Raw genomic sequence first — 17,789 nt, forward strand, 5'->3', positions numbered from 1 at the left:
CAAATGGTTAAATAATCAGTAGATATTTGCGGTGAACCTAGCAAAAACTTACGCTTGTGGCGGCCACGGACGGTCAGCATCACTCACAATCCATTCTGCCACATAGCCGCTCGGTGGCAGTTTCCAATCTGATTGGTTTAAAGCTGCTAGTACGCGTGCGGTCTCGATCACCTTACCTTTTTCAGTCACGCCCGTCCGCAGTAGGGCCGATGAGCAAGGTTTGCCTTTGACCCACATCGATTGCTCAATATATATCCAGCGCTCATCGAAGCCGACGATTTTGGTCTTCATGGTGACTTTTTCAAAAGCACGAATGCGTTTGCGATATTGAATGGTACTGCCAGCAACGACCAAGCCCCAACGCTGCTTGAGTAGTTGGCTGCCAAGTCCACTACGCACAGCAAAATCGGTGCGCCCCATGTCATAAAGGGTCAGCACGCGACCATTATTCATCTCTAAGAAATTATCAATGTCTGTCAGCCGGCAGCGAAAGGTAATCTCACTGGTATCTTTAAACGTCAGAGTATGGCCTTTTTTTACTTGTAGTGCGGCGTGGGCGATGGTGCTGGCATAACGGATAAATGGATACATAAAGCAATCTCAAACAGTTAGAGTTTAAATAGTAGGGTTAACGTTTGCCAAATTATCAGTGCTTAGATGGTACACCAATATGGTTAAAGTAGGCGCTGACGGTTTCGGGTATCCAATTGATATCAAATCTTGATTTTTTATAAAGATGAGGTGATTTGTCTTTATCAGCGTTATAACGAATAAAGCCCACATGCCCACCATGCTCAGTGTCTAAAATAGTGACACTGTCTGAGACATCGTTTGGTGTGGCGGTAAAACCAAGGAAAGGATCGTCTTTGGCACTAATTAATAATAAAGGCTTCGTCACTTTTATCAAATAAGGTAGTGCTGAAGAGGCTTGATAGTAGTGATTGTTAGAGCGGTAGCCATGACGCGGTGCGGTAAAGATATCATCAAAATCACTGATGCGATTGACCGCTTTGATCGAGTCGATCTCATCTTTAGTAATGTCGTTGGCCAAGGCTTTTTTGATAATGGGGTTGAGTAAGTAGGGCGTGTATATACGATGGCTCAAAAAGCTGTGCATACTAAGAGCAGCCGATGACATATCAACCGGCGCAGAAATCACAACAGCGCCTTGGCAGATTGCTTTGTTACCATATTCGCCCATATACTTTGCCAAGGCATTACCACCAAGTGATACCCCAGCCGCATAAATATTGGCGTACTGCTGACTTAGATTTTGCAGGGCGTGATGCACTTCATCGGTATCACCCGCATTATAAAAAACTCTACCATTAGCAGGAATGCCGCCACAGCTGCGAAAGTGCGCCACGACAAAGTGCCAACCTTGCGCATGCATCTGATACGCCAAAGCACGCGCATAATGGCTGTCGCTGCTACCTTCCATACCATGGAATAGCACGATTAATGGCGTTTGCTCAAGCTCAGCATTTTCTGCTGTTTTTATAGGATACGCATCATAAAAATCATAAGCGATGTCTGTTTCGGCAAGCGAGTCTTGTTTAATCACGCGTCGGTAAGTAGGCGCTTTAGGTGCAAAAAACTTCGGCAGGATACTTTGCAGGTGTGGATTGGTCAGCCAGAATGGCGGTTTAAAAGGCGCTGGCGAGAATGGTTTTGTCGACTTTGAGGTTGGCATATAGGGGTCTTATTTTAGGTTTGTTAAAAAATCGTCGTTAAAAATCAGTGCTTTATCATACCCACGGTCGTTGTCAAAACCAATGGTTTTCAGTGAACGCATGGTTACTCATCCAGTTTTATCACTCATCTAGTACACGTCCATCCATCGCAAGGCGTTCTTTTAAATGCTCTATATCTGCCTCAGCAAGCGTCACAGTCAATGTCACTTTTTTACTATAATCGACATTATCGATACGGCCGTTTAAACTTTCGACGATATAGCGACATTGCGCTTCAGTCGCAAATTCTGCCAATATCTGTACTTGCGCCATCGCTACATAGGGCAGTAATATCATCTCATCGACCGCTGCTTGAGCCGAGCCTGCATAGGCACGAGTTAGGCCGCCAGCACCGAGTTTGATACCACCGAAATAACGTACCACGATGATAATGACGTTACCGATAGCTTTGTGCTGTAAGACATTTAGTATCGGTCGTCCTGCGGTGCCATTGGGCTCGCCATCATCATCGAAGCCTGCGCTGGTGGTGTTATTGGGGTCACCAATGATGTATGCCCAGCAGTGATGGTGGGCGTCGGCATATTGTTGACGTAACTGTTCCACGTGAAACATCGCTTCTTCACGTGAATTGACCGGATAAGCGTAGGCAATAAACTCAGATTTCTTGATTTCTAAGCGGGCAGTGACTGCTTGTTTTAGCGTTTGATAGTTCATATTTCATCAGGCTTAGGTTGGATATGGTAAACTTGTCTGACTTTCACTGTTGTCTGTATTTGACGTAGTGTTCATTAATTTTTTATTATAGTACCATTTCTAACCAGTGAAGATAGCGAGCAGGCCACGCCTGAATGCGAATGACGTTGGCTTCTGATTTAGGATTGGTAACATAAAACTGATGGTAGTAAATAGTATGCGTTTAGATAAATTTATTAGTAAAGCCACTGAGCTGTCGCGTAAAGAATCGAAAAAGATTCTGCACGCTGGTGAAGTGACGGTAAATGACACTGTGGTCAAAGATCCAGGCTTACATGTCGATATCGTCAACGATGAGGTAATTTGGGCGGGGGAGCCATTATCGGTCGCGGCGGGCAGTCGTTATATTCTATTACATAAGCCTGAAGGTTTTGAATGTACGCTTAAAGTGAAAGAACATCCTATCGTCACTGAGCTGATTGCCGTACCAGAGCTTGGCAGCTTACGTATTGCGGGTCGCCTCGATGTCGATACCACGGGTGCGTTGTTAATCAGTGATGATGGTAAATGGTTGCACCGTGTGACCAGTCCTAAGCACGAACATGCAAAAATCTATGAGCTGACTTTGGCTGATCCAATGGATGAAGCGGCGCAAGCCAATGCGGTCAAAGAAGTCGCTGAAGGCATTCTTTTAGAAGGCGAGCACGAAGAGACCAAGCCTGCGATTCTTGAATTCATCGATGAAACTCATGCGCGTTTAATCTTAGAGCAAGGTAAATATCATCAAGTTAAACGTATGATGGGTTACTTTGGCAATAGAGTGACTGAGCTACATCGCGCCAGTATTGGTCATATCAACTTGGATGGCTTGGATAAAGGGGACAGTCGTTTCCTAACCCCCGAAGAAGTCGCCAAATTCTAAATTTGTGTGCTATGAGATTTAAAATAGCCCATTAAAATGATTTTTGCAAAATCAGCAGCCACTCACAGTGTGCTGCTTTTTGCTGTCCGTTATTTGCCTTGGTTATTTCTACCAGCCGTCTGTGTTGCCTATCTCTTAAAGCTCAGTAGCAGTTTTGCAAAATTAACTGTTTGAGGCTTTGCAAAATACTCACATGTGCTACAGTCCGTTTATTATTTTTAATCTATGTTTTTACATAATATAGTTGTCTTTATTAATAGCGCAATGTTTTGATATGCCTTTTATTAAACACAGCTGCTATCAAAAACCAGATAGGATGGTCTCTGTGAAATTACTTGTATTAAAACCCGCCAGCCTGATTACTGCCACGTTATTGGCAACCACGGCTTGCGCGCAGCCAAGCACTACTGAGGCTGTTCATAAAAACGTCAGCCAAGCGACTCAAAGTACAAAAGTGTCTGGTACCGTTAGTAAAGCTATTGATAGTCAATTACGTCAACTGCTCATCCAAGCCGGTATCAAAACGCAAATTACCTCTATCGTACCTTCTAAGCTGCCCAATATGTATCAGGTCAATTTGGCTGGTCAATTGCCGCTGCATATTACCGAAGATGGCAAATACGTGATTCAAGGCGAGCTACAAAAGAACCCCAGCGAACGGCTAGTAACCAAAATCCCAGCGCGTAGTAGTGCGCAAGTCGGCAAACCTGTCAGCGCCAGCGTCAAGTCTGACATCCTAGCCAATATGAGTGCGCTGAAAAACATGAGTGCCAAAACGCCGTTCTTTTATACCGCTGTACCGGGTGTTATTTGGGGTGCTACCTTAGAAGGTGTGCCTTTTTTACTGTCAGATGATGCGCAGTATATTACCGATGGCGAGATATCAGTGATTGAAAATGGTCAGTTTATTGGGCTCGATCAAGAGTTTGAAAAGCGCAAAAATCAGTCTGTATTTGCGACCTTAGATGAAAGCCATCTGATTAATTATCCAGCGACTGGCGCTGAAAAAGCGGTTATTTACGTGGCCAACGACGTCAATTGCCCGTACTGCCGCCGATTACATCAGCAGTTACCGATGCTTAACGCCAAAGGTGTGACGGTAAAAACCATTGGCTATCCGATATATGAGCAATCGCCTGAGCAAATGCGTGGTATCTGGTGTCAAGGTAGTGAAGACAGCCGCCGTAGCGCTTTTGATAAGGCTATGTTACAGGGAAAAATGACACCTGCACCAGCAAGTTGTGACGTCGATTATGTCACTCCTAACCGCGAAAAAGCCGCTGGTTTGGCAGTGATGGCAACACCTGCTATTTACCGTGAAGATGGTGTCCTTTTTCAAGCCAGTTTTGAGAGCCCTGAGTTTTTAGAGTTTTTGGGCGTAGAATAGCTGGTTTAGCTATTCTCAAACGTAGATTTATCGTATAAATTGCTGTATGAAAATGATTAAGCCAAAACCGCCCTATGAACATAGCTCATAGGGCGGTTTTTTTGCGCCTAACAGTTGATGGTAGCAAGTCTATTATGGCAACAACTATTGTGGCAAGACGATATTGACGATTTTCCAAGCAATTAAACCGTCTCGCTGCATCTCGATAGTGAGCGGGTAGCCTTTCACTTGACCGCTAATAGTAAAGCAATTAATACCGCAATAGCCCAATGTTGGCTTATCACTATCCGTGCCTTGCGCCGCTTGTTTTTCAAGTTCTGCCGCTTGTTTATCCATAATTTGCTGCATTTGATTTTTAACCACTGCATTGATGTCGCCGCGATTGATGATTAAGTTTTGAATCAAGTTTTTTAAATCGACTTGATTACTGGCGATTGCCCATGCGGCGGCAAGCTCTTTGGTGGCGGTGTTGGCCTGACCTTGGGTGTTGATGACTTTTTCAATGTTTTGCGGGGTAATCGCACCGTCGACTGCTTGGGTAATAAAACCATTTGCTGCCTCTATTAATGGCGCCCCGCCGAGTTCTGCGACCAACGGATATTTGGTCATAGTCATAGCAAATTGACTGATCAATTGATTTTGGATACTCGGTCGTACTTGCTCATAATCGATAGCCGCCGCGACAGTCGCGCCATTTTTGGCGTCGTAGGCGTTTTTAAGCTGATAAGCGCTATAGTAAGGCGAACCGCCATAAACAGCGACTGCAATGACAATCAATAAAACAATCAGCTTTTTCATAAAAAATGCTACCTTATCGCAAACTTAAAATTTTTTAATATAAATGACCACAAACTTGGACGATAAATACTAGCATGGCTTAATCATATTACGGTATGAAAACCTTTGTTCAATCCTTAATAAATCCTTTTTTAAAGTGCTTCAGGCATCATAAGTGAGAATTTCGCCATCCCAGCGCTTGATAAATCACACTGGCATCTCCATAAATAGCGCAAACTTTTAATAATTGATTTGGCTAAGCAGCATCCCGCCGTATTCGCTTGCAAGATTCATAAATTATCTTCTTTGCCTTCGCATATTTCACTGTGTTTCATGTGAAACCTTTTAGTGCGAGTATAGGCAGTATTAGGATAATTGACTCGGGTTGATGAATCGACCGATCGGTGGACTGTGAAGACGAGAGGAGAGCCCATGAGTAAGCGCGATTTTTATGAAGTATTAGGTGTCAGTAAGACCGCTGACAGCAAGGAAATTAAGCGAGCCTACCGCAAGCTGGCCATGAAATATCATCCAGACCGTAACTCTGAAGATCCCGATGCCGAAGATAAGTTTAAAGAAGCATCGATGGCTTATGAGGTGTTGAGCAACGAAGAAAAACGCTCAGCTTATGACCGTATGGGTCATGCCGCTTTTGAAAACGGTATGGGCGGCGGCGGTTTCGGCGGCGGCGGTGGTAACTTCCAAGATATCTTTGGTGATATCTTTGGCAACTTTGGCGATATCTTTGGTCAATCGCGTGGCGGTGGTGGACGTTCGCGCCGCGGCTCAGACCTGCGTTATGTGATTGAGCTGACCTTAGAAGAAGCGGTGCGCGGTTGCAAAAAAGAAATCAGCTTTACCGCCCCTGCGCCTTGCGATACCTGTGATGGTAAAGGCGCCAAAGATGCCTCTGATATCGTCACTTGTCAGACCTGTCATGGTCAGGGTCAAGTGCGTATGCAGCAAGGATTTTTTGCGGTGCAGCAAGCGTGCCCACAGTGTGGCGGCTCTGGTAAACAGATTAAAAACCCTTGCTCTGACTGTCATGGTAATGGTGTTAAAGACAAATCACGTACGCTTGAAGTGTCTATCCCAGCAGGCGTCGATGATGGTGACCGCGTGCGTTTAGCGGGTGAAGGTGAGGCGGGCGGTGCAGGTGTGCAAAACGGTGATTTATACGTCGAAGTACGCGTCAAACCGCATGATGTCTTTACCCGTCAAGGTGCTGATCTTTATATGGATGTGCCAGTTAGTATCACCGATGCGGCACTCGGTAAAGAAGTTGAAATTCCAACCTTAGATGGCAAAGTAAAAATCAAGGTCGCTGAAGGCACGCAAAGTGGTAAATTATTGCGTGTACGCGGTAAAGGTGTGACGCCAGTACGCACCACCATGAAAGGTGATTTGATTTGCCGTGTGGTCATCGAGACGCCAGTAAATCTGACTCGTGAGCAAAAAGATTTGTTGCGTCAATTCCAAGATACGTTAGATGGTGATAGCAAGCATCAGCAGTCACCCCATAAGAAATCATTCTTTAAAAAGATTGGCGACTTGTTTGATTAACGCTGTGTATGGCTGAATCGCTATATTTAAAGCAAATAGCTAAAATAAGCCGCTCAAATAAGCAGTTATGCTAACCCAGAAGTTTCATGTGGAACCTCTGGGTTTTTTAATGAGCGTATAAAAAGCCACTCGTGCAGTGATATTTGCTAAACTTATGATAAATAATATGTATCAATCCCCTTATTAAAAATGAAGCATTTAGGAAAAACTATGACTCAGCAAGCAGAAAAAAAAGAGCAGAAACAAGCTATTAAAGTCGGTGTCATCGGTGCCGGTGGGCGTATGGGGCGTATGCTTATCGAAGCCGTCCAAGACAATCCACAAACGACACTTAATGCAGCGATTGAACGTCAAGGGTCAAGTCTCGTTGGTGCCGATGCTGGCGAAGTCGCCGCTATCGGACGCTTGGATGTGCAGATTGTTGATGACCTAGAAGCAGTTATTAATGACATTGATGTGCTCATTGATTTTAGTTTGCCTGATGCCACTGAACAAAATATGCAAATCTGCGCAGCAAATAACGTCGCCATGGTCATCGGTACAACAGGCTTTAATGAGCAGCAAGAGCAAGTATTGGCAAAAGCGAGCGAGCAGATAGCTATCGTCTATGCAGGTAATTATTCAACAGGCGTTAATCTGTCATTAAAATTGCTAGGTATGGCGGCAAAAGCATTTGGCACTGATGCTGATGTAGAGGTCATCGAAGCCCATCATAAGCATAAAATCGATGCGCCATCTGGTACGGCTTATATGATGGCAGAAGCCGTCGCAGAAGCTCGTGGCCAAAATTTAAAAGACGTTGCCGTTTATGGCCGCGAAGGACAAACTGGCGCGCGTGAAGCAGGGACCATCGGTATTCATGCGATTCGCGGCGGTGAAATCATCGGTGATCATACCGTGATGTTTATCGCTGATGGGGAAGTGGTTGAAATTACCCACCGTGCGCGTGCGCGTATGACCTTTGCAGCTGGTGCGGTACGTGCGGCTACTTGGGTTATTAAGCAGGAAGTTGGTCAATATAATATGCAAGATGTTTTAGGCTTAAATGACTAAAGCTTAAAGGATTAAGGTTTTTTGCTTATGGTTTGGTAGCTGCTGAGTATGGCTCTTGATAGCGTTTACCTATTGCTAGAGGTCGATTATGAATAAGTTTAGTGAAAATCTAATAGCGAGTTTTGGTCGCACGGTGGCTATACTTAACACTATTAAAAATATAAAAACTGCCAGAAGCATAAGTTATGCGCGCTCGATAGCGTTTGCTCTAAGTTTAGCTTCATTACCAATAGTTGTACAAGCGGCCGCTTATCAAACCTATGTGATTCATACTTATGGCGGTGAAAGCTTATTACCAGCGGTTCGTCAGCAGTTAGATGCGAGTCGCGATGGCGGCACGGTCACGACGTATCAAGATAAACTGATATTGCATACCACTGCTGTTAACTATCAAACTGTCCAACAGTTACTGAGGCAGATTGATGGTCAGTCACAAGCGTTGACCGTTGCTGTGCGTGTCGGTAGCAATAGCGATTCCCAAAGTAATATCCAACAAGGTCAGGTCATTATTAGCAATCGTGGTATTCAAGGCGCAGGCGTTATTAACCAGCGTAACAGTCAGCAGCAAGGTAATAATTTATATCAAGTGCAAACGCTGTCTGGTAGTGCGGCGAGCATCAGTACAGGCACGCTTTATTCACTAAGCCAAACCCATATTGCCAATAGCTATCCAGCCTATAACCGCTCGTCCGGACAGATTGTTATTCAGCAGCAAGTATTATTACCAACGACGCAAGGGATTGCCGTTACGCCAAGGCTACTACCAAATGGGCAAGTAGAAGTAACATTAACCCAAGTAGAAGAACAGCTCGTGCGCGCTAATCCTTCTTATAATCGTTATGGTTATAATAATAACAGTAGCGTGCAAGGGCAAAGATTAAATAGCACCATCATCGTGCCACGCGGGCAATGGGTCAATATTGGACAAATTTCGCAAAACAACCAAACCCAGAGCTCAGGTTATGGCAGTAATCGCACGCTGAGTAGCAGTAATAGCGTGCCGATTTCGCTCTTAGTGCAGTAGCGAATGACTGTTTACTGCATCTGGTTAGTTAGTAACGTCAATAAACAAACAAACATAAAAAAGCGCAGCACTGCTTATCACAGTACCGCGCTTTGAATTGACATTGATTGTTTAAAAATTAGTCAATATAAATCACTTCTAACGGCGGGAAACCATTGAACTCAACCGATGAATACGAGTTGGTATAAGCGCCCGTGGTTAACCAATAAATTTTATCGCCAATCTCTAGCTCTTCTGGCAACTGATAACCTGCTTCTTCATACATAATATCGGTTGAATCACAAGTTGGACCTGCCAATACGACCGTGCCTTCGCTTTTTGAAGTTTCCATTTTAGGCGTATAAATAGGGTATTTGATTGCCTCACCCAAGGTTTCAATTAGGCCTTGGAATAAGCCCACATCGGTATAGACCCAGCGTGTCAAATCAGTATCCGATTTACGCGAGATAAGTACCACATCACTGACCAATACCCCTGAGCCGCCAACCAATGAACGACCTGGCTCCAAAATAATTTCGGGCATTTCATCTTCATTATAGTCATCGGTCAGATAACGGTTAATCTCTTCAGCATAGACTTTTACTGGATTGACTTCGCTGATATAGTTCGCCGGAAAGCCGCCGCCCAAATTGATCATTTGTAGCTTAATGCCTTCTTCGTTCTTCATCCAGTCAAACATATATTTGACCTTGGCGAGCGCGTCATCCCAAGCGGCAACGTCTTTTTGCTGACTACCGACGTGGAACGAGATACCATAAGGTACCAAGCCCAAATCGCGCGCTTGAATCAACAGGTCAATCGCCATATTCGGATGGCAACCAAATTTGCGTGATAGTGGCCATTCAGCGGTTTCAGACCCTTGTACTAAGATACGCACAAATATTCTGGAACCAGGCGCATGCTTAGCGATATTTTCTAAATCTGCTTCTGAGTCGGTCGCATACAAATCGATGCCTTTTTCAAAAGCATATTTGACATGTTCCGCTTTTTTAATGGTATTGCCATAAGAGATACGTGAGGCATCAACGCCACAGTCAAGCACACGATCAAGCTCATAGATTGACGCACAGTCAAAGTTTGAACCAAGCTCAGCAAGCAAGTTAATGACTTCAACCGCTGGGCTTGCTTTCATTGCATAATGAATTTTCGCCTTCGGAAAAAAGCCGACCATTTCAGCATATTTAGTTTTAATGCGGCTCAGGTCGACGACCAGAAATGGGGTTTCGCGACCTTCGGCAGCTTTGGTAAATTTCTGCCAGCCGGCAGGGTCAAAATATTGGTCAATTTTGATCATGGTCATGGTAGGAAACCTTTAATGAAGACAGTATATGTCAGAGAGTAAAAGCCAATATCATCGTCATAGTCTTATCATCGTAATCGTTGGCGCTGATAAAGCTTGACGACAATCATAATCTCTTAACGAAAATAACGATTAAACGCTGTGATACACAGCTTGAAAAATAAATGGATGAGTGAATTAAGAGCTGATAGGTTGTGGTTGTTTATCGTGTGCTTCTTCGCCTTGTTTTTCGCGTATTTTAAGGACTTTACGTACTTTATCACGTGCACGCGTTTGCTTGAGACGCGACAAATAATCGACGAATATGACCCCATTTAAGTGATCCATTTCATGTTGAATGCAAACGGCAAGTAAGCCTTCCACTTCTTCATCAATCTTGTCACCATTCTCATCTAAGGCTTCGATACGCACTTTACTCGGACGTTCAACCTTATCATAGACTTCAGGCACCGACAAACAACCCTCTTCATACGGCTGCTTTTCTTCTACCAATGGCGTAACTTTGGGATTAATAAACACCCTTGGGCTGTCTTTATCTTCAGATAAATCCATCACGATAAGCTGAATATGGCGATCGACTTGGCTAGCCGCCAAACCAATACCTTGGGCATCGTACATCGTCTCAATCATATCGGCGATTAAGGTCTTGATTTCAGCCGTGACTTCCTTGACAGGCTTGGCAATCGTACGCAAGCGTGGGTCGGGATAACTTAAAATAGGGAGTAACGCCATAGGGCTCACCTCAATGATAAAGATAAAATAGGTCTGATATTATAAGATAAATGGGGACAAAAGTAATGCTTATCAATACATGACGCCCTCTATACTTACTTAATAACATAACGAAAACCCATCATTAAGAGTCAAGACAGAAAAACGATATTTGAGAAAAAATAAAGTTGGTCTCATAAAAAAGGTCCTGCATTGAGCAAGACCTTTATTCATATAAATGGTAGGTGATATAAGTTGCAAGCGGCAGTTATATGCGGCGCTTAGTCATAATCATCTCATAAATAAACAGTAAAACAATCGCACCGATTACTGAGAAGATAAGACCAATAAAGCCACCATCAGCATTGATACCGATTAATCCTGCGACAAAACCACCCAGCATCGCACCAACGATACCTAAAACGATGGTCATAATCCAACCCATAGGGTCACTACCTGGCTTAATAGCACGTGCCAATAGACCTGCGACCAAACCTACAATAATCATCCAAATAAAGCCCATTTTTATTCTCCTAAGATGTTGCTATTTATAATGTGTTACTTATTTATGTTGCTTTCTTTTAGTGAATTCATTGTAGTCATTCCTAAAGCCAAAAAGTAAGCACAAAGTGTTATCTGTGTACGGGCTATGTGAGGAAAAAGCCATATTTGCTATTAAGCAGATGAGATAGGTAAACAGCAGGTTACAAAGGTAGTAAAGTCGCTAACGTAAGCAATATTTAGTAATCATAACGTACAAAACTTCAAAGATGAGTTTTTGGCTAAGGAAATATAACTAGGTTAAGAAAATTTAAGTGATAGAGGCGAGCTAAGACATTCGTTAAGATATATGTTAAAAAGTACCGGACATAAAAAAGCGCAGCTCGTTTAACGAACCACGCTTTTAAGATAACATTTTACTGCGTTTAATTTCTTAGCAGCACATCATTGGTTGTGCAGTGCCGTTAATAGGCGCTGATGAATACCTTCAAAGCCACCATTTGACATGATGACAATAGCATCGCCAGATTTGGCATAGGTAATAATATGTTCAATAATACCATCGACGCTAGAGAGTACTTGTTGGTTGCCCATATTTGGATTGGCGATATTGGCGTTTTCAATCACTTCTTTTAAACCCCATTCGAGTCCTGTAGGCTCATACCATAAGGTATGGTCGGCAAGGGCAGCGGACTCAGCCAAGCTATCTTGGTGAATGCCCATTTTCATGGTGTTGCTACGCGGCTCGATAATCGCCCAAATGCGCCTATCTGCCAATTTCTTTTTGGCACCATCTAAGGTGGTGGTAATGGCGGTCGGATGATGGGCAAAATCATCAAATACCAAGATATCATTTACATCGCCGATCAGCTCCATGCGACGTTTGATACCGGCAAAGTCTGATAACGCCGCGCAAGCGGTTTCAACGCTGACACCAACATTATAAGCGGCCGCGACCGCAACCAGCGCATTATTCACATTATGAATGCCGCTCATTGACCAATCGACGACTGCTGTTGCTTTTTTATCAGCGGTATCAGCCGCAAAACTGACGCGAAACTGACCGCCATCTGCGCTAATAAGCTCAGCTTGCCAGTCGCTGCTGTCTTTTAACGTATTCTCTTCTGTATTGGCATTATTAGACACTGAATCTAGAACCGCTGTACGCCAAATAGGTGTCCACACACCTTTTGCCAAAGTATCTTCTAAGCTAATGGTCGCCGCTGGCATGATGATTTTACCAGTGCTCGGAATCATCCGTACCATATGATGAAACTGAGTTTGAATGGCATTCAGATCATCGAATATATCAGCATGATCAAACTCAAGATTGTTTAAAATTGCGGTACGCGGGCGATAATGAACGAATTTTGAACGCTTATCAAAAAACGCAGAATCGTACTCATCGGCTTCGATGACAAAATAGCCAGTCTTTTCTGTATCGCCATCAGTGAGTTTTTCAGCACCCAAGTAGCTGCTATGCGCAAAGACTTGCTGCAAGTGCTTATCAGTAGTATCGACCAATGGTACGCCACCGATTAAAAACCCTGCATCAATACCTGCATAATGTAGTATCCATGCCAGCATGGTCGTCGTTGTGGTCTTACCATGCGTACCTGCCACCGCGATAACATGGCGCGATTGCAGCACTTGTTCAGATAAAAATTGTGGCCCTGAGGTATAGCGCAGACCGCTATCGAGCATATATTCGATAACATCCATGCCACGTTTCATGGCGTTACCAACCACCACCAAATCAGGCGCTGGCTGCAAATGTTCTACCAGATAGCTTTCTGCAATCGTCACGCCCGCATTTTCAAGTTGAGTGGACATCGGTGGATAGACATTGGTGTCTGAGCCCGTGACCGTATGCCCGAGCGCGCGCGCCAATAATGCCAGCGAGCCCATAAAAGTACCACAAATACCAAGAATATGAATATGCATAGACGTTCCGTACACGCTTGAAAAAGGGAATTGAGCTTTAAATCAGCCAACACATCCTAGTGCGGCAGACAGCTCGGTAGGCAAAGGCTCATTGTAAAGTAAACACCGTAAGATGACCAATAAAAAACGCCAGTAAGTAGGCGTTATATAGATGCTCAATTCAGACGATTGATTTGGCTTATTTATGCACCGCCTTATTTGTACCTCTGCTTATTTACGAGAAAGGGTGTAGTCATCATCAGGGTTTTTATCCGCGTCCATCATAATCAATAGATTGTCTTTAATATGATAGGTTTCGATATTTTGTCTCTCATAGACAATGGTAATCATATCGTCATCTTGGCGATAGACACCCGATTCCAGCAAGGGCGCGCGCGCAGGCTCGGCATGATTAAAGAGACTGGTTTTTAGAACGGAGCCATCAGAGAAGAGATTTAAGGTGATAGTGATATTATCGCAAGAATCGCATGGCACGATACCGCCATAATCACCCATTAAGGTTGCTTGTAGCATACTATCGTTGTTCGATCCTGAAATCATCGGCACGCGACGAGTACTATCAGCTAAATTGGTCGCTGCAATGACTGGCTGACCTTCTTCGTGACTTGCTTCATTCACTACATCGTTAGCATTACTCTCTTGAAACTGATCATTTTGCAAATCGGTTTGCTGTAGGCTATTAATTGGCGTGCCTTGCGTCGTTTTATTGGTAGAAGATGACGCACTGTCACAGCTCATGAGGAGCAGACAGACCGGTAGCGCCAATAATGGGCGCACAGAGCGGCTGATAGTCATAATAGCAGAGGAAGAAATAGGCGAGAAAGTTATCATAGTATTACCAATAAACAGTTTTTTAAATAGTATGTCTAAACGTTGTCAATATGATAAATGATCTAAGGCTTTACGATAAATCAAAGAACAAGCTTAACGGCAATAGGTAAAATGTGCGACCCTGACTTCGTTAATTTATGTGATAAAAGTCTCAGAGTGGATAAACATCGCCGCCTGTAGGCATCACACACGCTAGTACTACCAACACTTTCTATATACGATTAAGGCATTATAAAGCCAACCCTTATTCCAATAGGGTAAATAAACTTGCTAAAGATATCAAAGCCTAAAAGTGACTAAAGCGGTTTTCTGGTTTCACTTCTATCATAAAGAAATGTATAGACACCTCCATAAAGTATAAAAAAACCGTCAGTGCGATTCAGCCTGACGGTTATAGGTAGCTATGAAGCAAATCTACGAAGCAAAGCTATGAGAGTACTCGCTAAGAAAAGCAAAGCAGATTATGAAAGCACGTTAGCGAACAGGGCGGACGATACGCCACAATATGAGCACATGAGCCAATATCAGAATACTAAATAGAATCAATGATTGTTCAGGAATGCTAAGTCCCATAAAGGTCCAGTCGATAGACGCGCACTCGCCGGAACCGGCAAACACTTCTTTTAATACCTGCTGCATGGGTAGCGTATCGAGCCAGTAGTCTAAACCTGGGCCACATGACGGCACTTGGTCGGCAGGTAAATGCTGTAGCCAGACATGACGTCCTGCAACTACTGCGGCCCAACCAACACCTGCCAAGCTCCCCAGCCATAACATCAATCGTACGGCAATTGATTTGGGATTCAATAGCGCCGCGATGAGCGCAAAGCCGCCCATCACCATTAGCCCAATGCGCTGAAAGATACACAGTGGACAAGGCGAAAATCCCATATAACGCTGCAAAAAGAACAGCGCAAAACTCATACCTATCAAGGCCATTATCACTAAAAACACTTGTAAATTACGGTAAGTGGTCAGCTGTCGCATGGGGCGAATACTCTTATAAAGTGCTTATTGATGAAAGTGAAAACATATAAAGATTAGCGATATTGCTGTAAGAAATCCATAAAGTCCTCGGTTTCTGCTGCTTCAAGCTCAGCTTGCTGCAAGATGGATTTTTCAGCCAAGACTTCATATTTTGCTTGAGTATTTGGGCTCAGAGTCTGCTGTAGTAGCGACTCGCGATGCTGCTGCGCTAAGGTAAAGCCGAGCTGCCATAAGCTGCCCAAGCGTTTACTATCAGAGTTGACCTGCGCAGAGATGGTCGATTCCGAATGACCCGCTTTACCTTGCATCAAAGCAACTGCCGCCCGATAGTCGTTGCCACCATAATGCGCATCAAGCAGTGCTGCCAATGGCTGCATACGGCTTAAGTGCGTGAGCATCCAGCTCTCTAATGATTGCTCAGCACCATTATTAATGATTTGCAAGTTTTCGCGGCGACCTTCATTGACCACACGCTCAAGGTTGATGGCAAGCGCATCTTCTTCCTCAGGCATCAGCTCTGGTGAATCACTAAGCAAGCAATATAGCGCCATCACTTCTAAAAAGCAGGCGCTAGATAAGCGAATACCAATATCACTATAAGGGTCGAGGTCAATGGCGCGAAATTCAACATAAGCAATACCGCGACGTTCAAGCGCTTCGGTTGGGCTCTCGCCACTTTCAGCAATCTGTTTCGGACGAATAGGGCTATAGTACTCGTTTTCTATTTGTAGAATATGATCATTGATTTGAATCGGGTTGCCATCGGCGTCATTTAAACCAAGCTTCTCAAAGCTTTCATGCGGGGTTTGAATCGCACGGCGCAGCCCTTTGATATACTCGGGCAAATTGTTATAACGGATATCAAGATGTTCTTGCACGCTATTGGTATAACCGAGCTTACCCATACGTAGGCTGGTGGCAGTCGGTTTATAATAGGTCGAGTCATTCAGCAGCTCAAGATCATGCTCAATCCCCGAAACAAAGCACGGGCAGACACTAGGGCTGGCACCTAATAAGTAAAGTACCAAACTGGTCAGACGTTTAAAATTACGGATAAGTCCTAAATACTTATCATTTTTAAACTCTATTAGGGTCAGATTTTGTGCGGTTGGCGTTTGTGCTTGCCACGCGCTAAATAAATCATCGCCAAAGGACAGGTTGTAATGGAGACCAGCAATCGTCTGCATCCGGCGACCATAACGGATACCAAGGCCACTACGGTACAGTGTCTTAAGTTTACCGCTATTAGAGCTACCATAATCTGCCAGTGGGATATCTTCATCATTTGAGGACAGCATACAAGGCATCGATAATGGCCACATCAGCTCGCCTTCAGGCATACCTTGATAGACCAATAAATGCAGTTGGCGCAGCATGGTTAAGGTCTCTTTTGGTGAGGTCTTAGGGTCAGTGATAAGCTCAAGCAGGCTTTCTGAATAATCAGTGGTGATAAACGGATGGGTCAGCTTTGAGCCAAGTTTGGCAGGATGTGGCGTTTGTGCCAAATAACCATCAGGTCTAACCCGTAGGCCTTCTTTTTCAATACCGCGGAGCATACCCGCTAAATGCTGACTGTCAAACCAGTTTGGAATTTCAAAATCGACAAAGCTACTCGCAAAATTACTCATAATAGTCATCTGTTGTTATTAGTTATGGTCGGTCGAAACACAAGGGCTGTCCGACCGCAAAAAGAGGTTAGATAATCACGTCAGTTTAGCCCAAAGCCACCCTAAAAACCACGTGCAATTACAAATACGGTAAGCTTCGCTGGTGGTTAGAGTGCTGCTATTCAGCGGATAAAACATAAGATAACGTTCTAGCTTCAGCAGATATTAAGCAAAAAAAGCATCTACTTATGAGGTAGATGCTTTAGGCGCTATCAATTTATATGATGGGTTCTGATTGTTCATATAGACATTAATCGCACTTTTAAATGAACGGTCAACTTATGAGAACTCTAATTCAGTCTCAAAGTTTTTTAGGTTATGTCGTGCCATCGCAAGGTTTGATTTTTGACGATCAAGTACTAGGTACAAAAATAAGCTGTCATTACGTACCAGTGGACGTAGCAAATGATACTGCTTGCTCAGGGTAATGAGAATGTCTTCGATACTTTCGTTTAAACCTAACGCTTCTGCTACTTTGCGCTTAGAACGCAGTACTTCAGTGTTGCCAGCCGCCGCAAGCTCAAGATCGATACCAGCCCCCAGAGTTGCTAATGCTAGACCTGATTCGCTATCTACTAATGCTGCTGCGATGAAGCCGTCAATGTCGTTTAATGCGTCAAGTGATAACTTAGCCATGTGGGTGTGCCTTAATTATTTGGGATAGGAATGGGGTTGTGTTCCAGTCGTTGGCGTCTGACAGCAAAATCCTTTAATAAAAAATCTTCTAATAAAAAT

At 43.9% G+C, this 17,789-nt stretch carries 17 protein-coding genes; 5 read left to right on the forward strand and 12 right to left on the reverse strand.

Annotated features, from left to right (window positions below):
* Positions 1 to 48 precede the first annotated feature (48 nt).
* The 3 genes from FQ084_RS08950 to FQ084_RS08960 form a co-directional block, all read right to left on the reverse strand.
* Entirely contained in the window at positions 49 to 591 is a 543-nt protein-coding gene (locus tag FQ084_RS08950; protein WP_149490303.1) for an acyl-CoA thioesterase, read from the reverse strand.
* A 55-nt stretch (positions 592 to 646) separates the two neighbouring features.
* Positions 647 to 1,693, reverse strand: coding sequence for a YheT family hydrolase (locus tag FQ084_RS08955; RefSeq protein WP_149490304.1), 1,047 nt, complete (start codon positions 1,691 to 1,693; stop codon positions 647 to 649).
* Positions 1,694 to 1,814: 121 nt separating this feature from the next.
* On the reverse strand, positions 1,815 to 2,408 hold the full coding sequence (locus FQ084_RS08960) for a YigZ family protein (protein ID WP_149490305.1): 594 nt from the start codon (positions 2,406 to 2,408) through the stop codon (positions 1,815 to 1,817).
* Between the two features lie 196 nt (positions 2,409 to 2,604).
* Between FQ084_RS08960 and FQ084_RS08965 the strand changes: the two genes are divergently transcribed.
* Together FQ084_RS08965 and FQ084_RS08970 are read left to right on the forward strand one after the other, a co-directional pair.
* Positions 2,605 to 3,309 carry a pseudouridine synthase gene (locus FQ084_RS08965; RefSeq protein ID WP_149490306.1) on the forward strand — a complete coding sequence of 235 codons (705 nt, stop codon included), beginning with the start codon at positions 2,605 to 2,607 and terminating at the stop codon, positions 3,307 to 3,309.
* 316 nt (positions 3,310 to 3,625) lie between these two features.
* The gene (locus FQ084_RS08970; protein ID WP_262880743.1) at positions 3,626 to 4,696 is read left to right on the forward strand and encodes a disulfide isomerase DsbC N-terminal domain-containing protein; all 1,071 of its coding nucleotides are present in this window, start codon (positions 3,626 to 3,628) and stop codon (positions 4,694 to 4,696) included.
* Between the two features lie 144 nt (positions 4,697 to 4,840).
* On the opposite strand, the gene FQ084_RS08975 is transcribed toward FQ084_RS08970, so the two are convergent.
* A complete protein-coding gene (locus tag FQ084_RS08975) occupies positions 4,841 to 5,494 on the reverse strand; it encodes a DUF2939 domain-containing protein (protein WP_149490308.1) in 654 nt (217 codons plus the stop codon).
* A gap of 411 nt (positions 5,495 to 5,905) precedes the next feature.
* On the opposite strand from FQ084_RS08975, the gene dnaJ reads away from it, so the two are divergent.
* From dnaJ to FQ084_RS08990, 3 genes are all read left to right on the forward strand, one after another.
* Entirely contained in the window at positions 5,906 to 7,036 is a 1,131-nt protein-coding gene (gene dnaJ, locus FQ084_RS08980) for a molecular chaperone DnaJ (protein ID WP_149490309.1), read from the forward strand.
* Between the two features lie 210 nt (positions 7,037 to 7,246).
* Positions 7,247 to 8,089, forward strand: coding sequence for a 4-hydroxy-tetrahydrodipicolinate reductase (gene dapB, locus FQ084_RS08985; RefSeq protein ID WP_149490310.1), 843 nt, complete (start codon positions 7,247 to 7,249; stop codon positions 8,087 to 8,089).
* Positions 8,090 to 8,177: 88 nt separating this feature from the next.
* Entirely contained in the window at positions 8,178 to 9,113 is a 936-nt protein-coding gene (locus tag FQ084_RS08990; RefSeq protein WP_149490311.1) for a type II and III secretion system protein, read from the forward strand.
* Positions 9,114 to 9,231: 118 nt separating this feature from the next.
* Here FQ084_RS08990 and FQ084_RS08995 read toward each other — a convergent pair whose 3' ends face one another.
* The 8 genes from FQ084_RS08995 to FQ084_RS09030 form a co-directional block, all read right to left on the reverse strand.
* On the reverse strand, positions 9,232 to 10,407 hold the full coding sequence (locus tag FQ084_RS08995) for a type III PLP-dependent enzyme (protein ID WP_149490692.1): 1,176 nt from the start codon (positions 10,405 to 10,407) through the stop codon (positions 9,232 to 9,234).
* 183 nt (positions 10,408 to 10,590) lie between these two features.
* On the reverse strand, positions 10,591 to 11,145 hold the full coding sequence (gene def / locus FQ084_RS09000; protein ID WP_149490312.1) for a peptide deformylase: 555 nt from the start codon (positions 11,143 to 11,145) through the stop codon (positions 10,591 to 10,593).
* 247 nt (positions 11,146 to 11,392) lie between these two features.
* Complete coding sequence (locus tag FQ084_RS09005) at positions 11,393 to 11,647, reverse strand: GlsB/YeaQ/YmgE family stress response membrane protein (protein WP_149490313.1); 255 nt, start codon at positions 11,645 to 11,647, stop codon at positions 11,393 to 11,395.
* A 422-nt stretch (positions 11,648 to 12,069) separates the two neighbouring features.
* A complete protein-coding gene (mpl, locus tag FQ084_RS09010) occupies positions 12,070 to 13,569 on the reverse strand; it encodes a UDP-N-acetylmuramate:L-alanyl-gamma-D-glutamyl-meso-diaminopimelate ligase (RefSeq protein WP_149490314.1) in 1,500 nt (499 codons plus the stop codon).
* A gap of 210 nt (positions 13,570 to 13,779) precedes the next feature.
* On the reverse strand, positions 13,780 to 14,400 hold the full coding sequence (locus tag FQ084_RS09015; protein ID WP_149490315.1) for a copper resistance protein NlpE N-terminal domain-containing protein: 621 nt from the start codon (positions 14,398 to 14,400) through the stop codon (positions 13,780 to 13,782).
* Between the two features lie 474 nt (positions 14,401 to 14,874).
* On the reverse strand, positions 14,875 to 15,387 hold the full coding sequence (locus FQ084_RS09020) for a disulfide bond formation protein B (RefSeq protein WP_149490316.1): 513 nt from the start codon (positions 15,385 to 15,387) through the stop codon (positions 14,875 to 14,877).
* A gap of 53 nt (positions 15,388 to 15,440) precedes the next feature.
* Positions 15,441 to 17,024 carry a glutamate--cysteine ligase gene (gshA, locus tag FQ084_RS09025; protein WP_410477339.1) on the reverse strand — a complete coding sequence of 528 codons (1,584 nt, stop codon included), beginning with the start codon at positions 17,022 to 17,024 and terminating at the stop codon, positions 15,441 to 15,443.
* 309 nt (positions 17,025 to 17,333) lie between these two features.
* Positions 17,334 to 17,690, reverse strand: a complete 357-nt coding sequence (locus FQ084_RS09030) for a roadblock/LC7 domain-containing protein (RefSeq protein ID WP_149490318.1) — start codon at positions 17,688 to 17,690, stop codon at positions 17,334 to 17,336.
* Positions 17,691 to 17,789: the final 99 nt, after the last annotated feature.

It is taken from the genome of Psychrobacter sp. ANT_WB68 (assembly GCF_008369115.1).
Lineage (GTDB): Bacteria > Pseudomonadota > Gammaproteobacteria > Pseudomonadales > Moraxellaceae > Psychrobacter.

Bases quoted from the DNA above. Each gene is read 5' to 3' on its own strand.
- FQ084_RS08950 (WP_149490303.1), bottom strand. From the start codon at position 591: ATGTATCCATTTATCCGTTATGCCAGCACCATCGCCCACGCCGCACTA.
- FQ084_RS08955 (WP_149490304.1), bottom strand. From the start codon at position 1,693: ATGCCAACCTCAAAGTCGACAAAACCATTCTCGCCAGCGCCTTTTAAA.
- FQ084_RS08960 (WP_149490305.1), bottom strand. From the start codon at position 2,408: ATGAACTATCAAACGCTAAAACAAGCAGTCACTGCCCGCTTAGAAATC.
- FQ084_RS08965 (WP_149490306.1), top strand. From the start codon at position 2,605: ATGCGTTTAGATAAATTTATTAGTAAAGCCACTGAGCTGTCGCGTAAA.
- FQ084_RS08970 (WP_262880743.1), top strand. From the start codon at position 3,626: ATGGTCTCTGTGAAATTACTTGTATTAAAACCCGCCAGCCTGATTACT.
- FQ084_RS08975 (WP_149490308.1), bottom strand. From the start codon at position 5,494: ATGAAAAAGCTGATTGTTTTATTGATTGTCATTGCAGTCGCTGTTTAT.
- dnaJ (WP_149490309.1), top strand. From the start codon at position 5,906: ATGAGTAAGCGCGATTTTTATGAAGTATTAGGTGTCAGTAAGACCGCT.
- dapB (WP_149490310.1), top strand. From the start codon at position 7,247: ATGACTCAGCAAGCAGAAAAAAAAGAGCAGAAACAAGCTATTAAAGTC.
- FQ084_RS08990 (WP_149490311.1), top strand. From the start codon at position 8,178: ATGAATAAGTTTAGTGAAAATCTAATAGCGAGTTTTGGTCGCACGGTG.
- FQ084_RS08995 (WP_149490692.1), bottom strand. From the start codon at position 10,407: ATGATCAAAATTGACCAATATTTTGACCCTGCCGGCTGGCAGAAATTT.
- def (WP_149490312.1), bottom strand. From the start codon at position 11,145: ATGGCGTTACTCCCTATTTTAAGTTATCCCGACCCACGCTTGCGTACG.
- FQ084_RS09005 (WP_149490313.1), bottom strand. From the start codon at position 11,647: ATGGGCTTTATTTGGATGATTATTGTAGGTTTGGTCGCAGGTCTATTG.
- mpl (WP_149490314.1), bottom strand. From the start codon at position 13,569: ATGCATATTCATATTCTTGGTATTTGTGGTACTTTTATGGGCTCGCTG.
- FQ084_RS09015 (WP_149490315.1), bottom strand. From the start codon at position 14,400: ATGATAACTTTCTCGCCTATTTCTTCCTCTGCTATTATGACTATCAGC.
- FQ084_RS09020 (WP_149490316.1), bottom strand. From the start codon at position 15,387: ATGCGACAGCTGACCACTTACCGTAATTTACAAGTGTTTTTAGTGATA.
- gshA (WP_410477339.1), bottom strand. From the start codon at position 17,024: ATGACTATTATGAGTAATTTTGCGAGTAGCTTTGTCGATTTTGAAATT.
- FQ084_RS09030 (WP_149490318.1), bottom strand. From the start codon at position 17,690: ATGGCTAAGTTATCACTTGACGCATTAAACGACATTGACGGCTTCATC.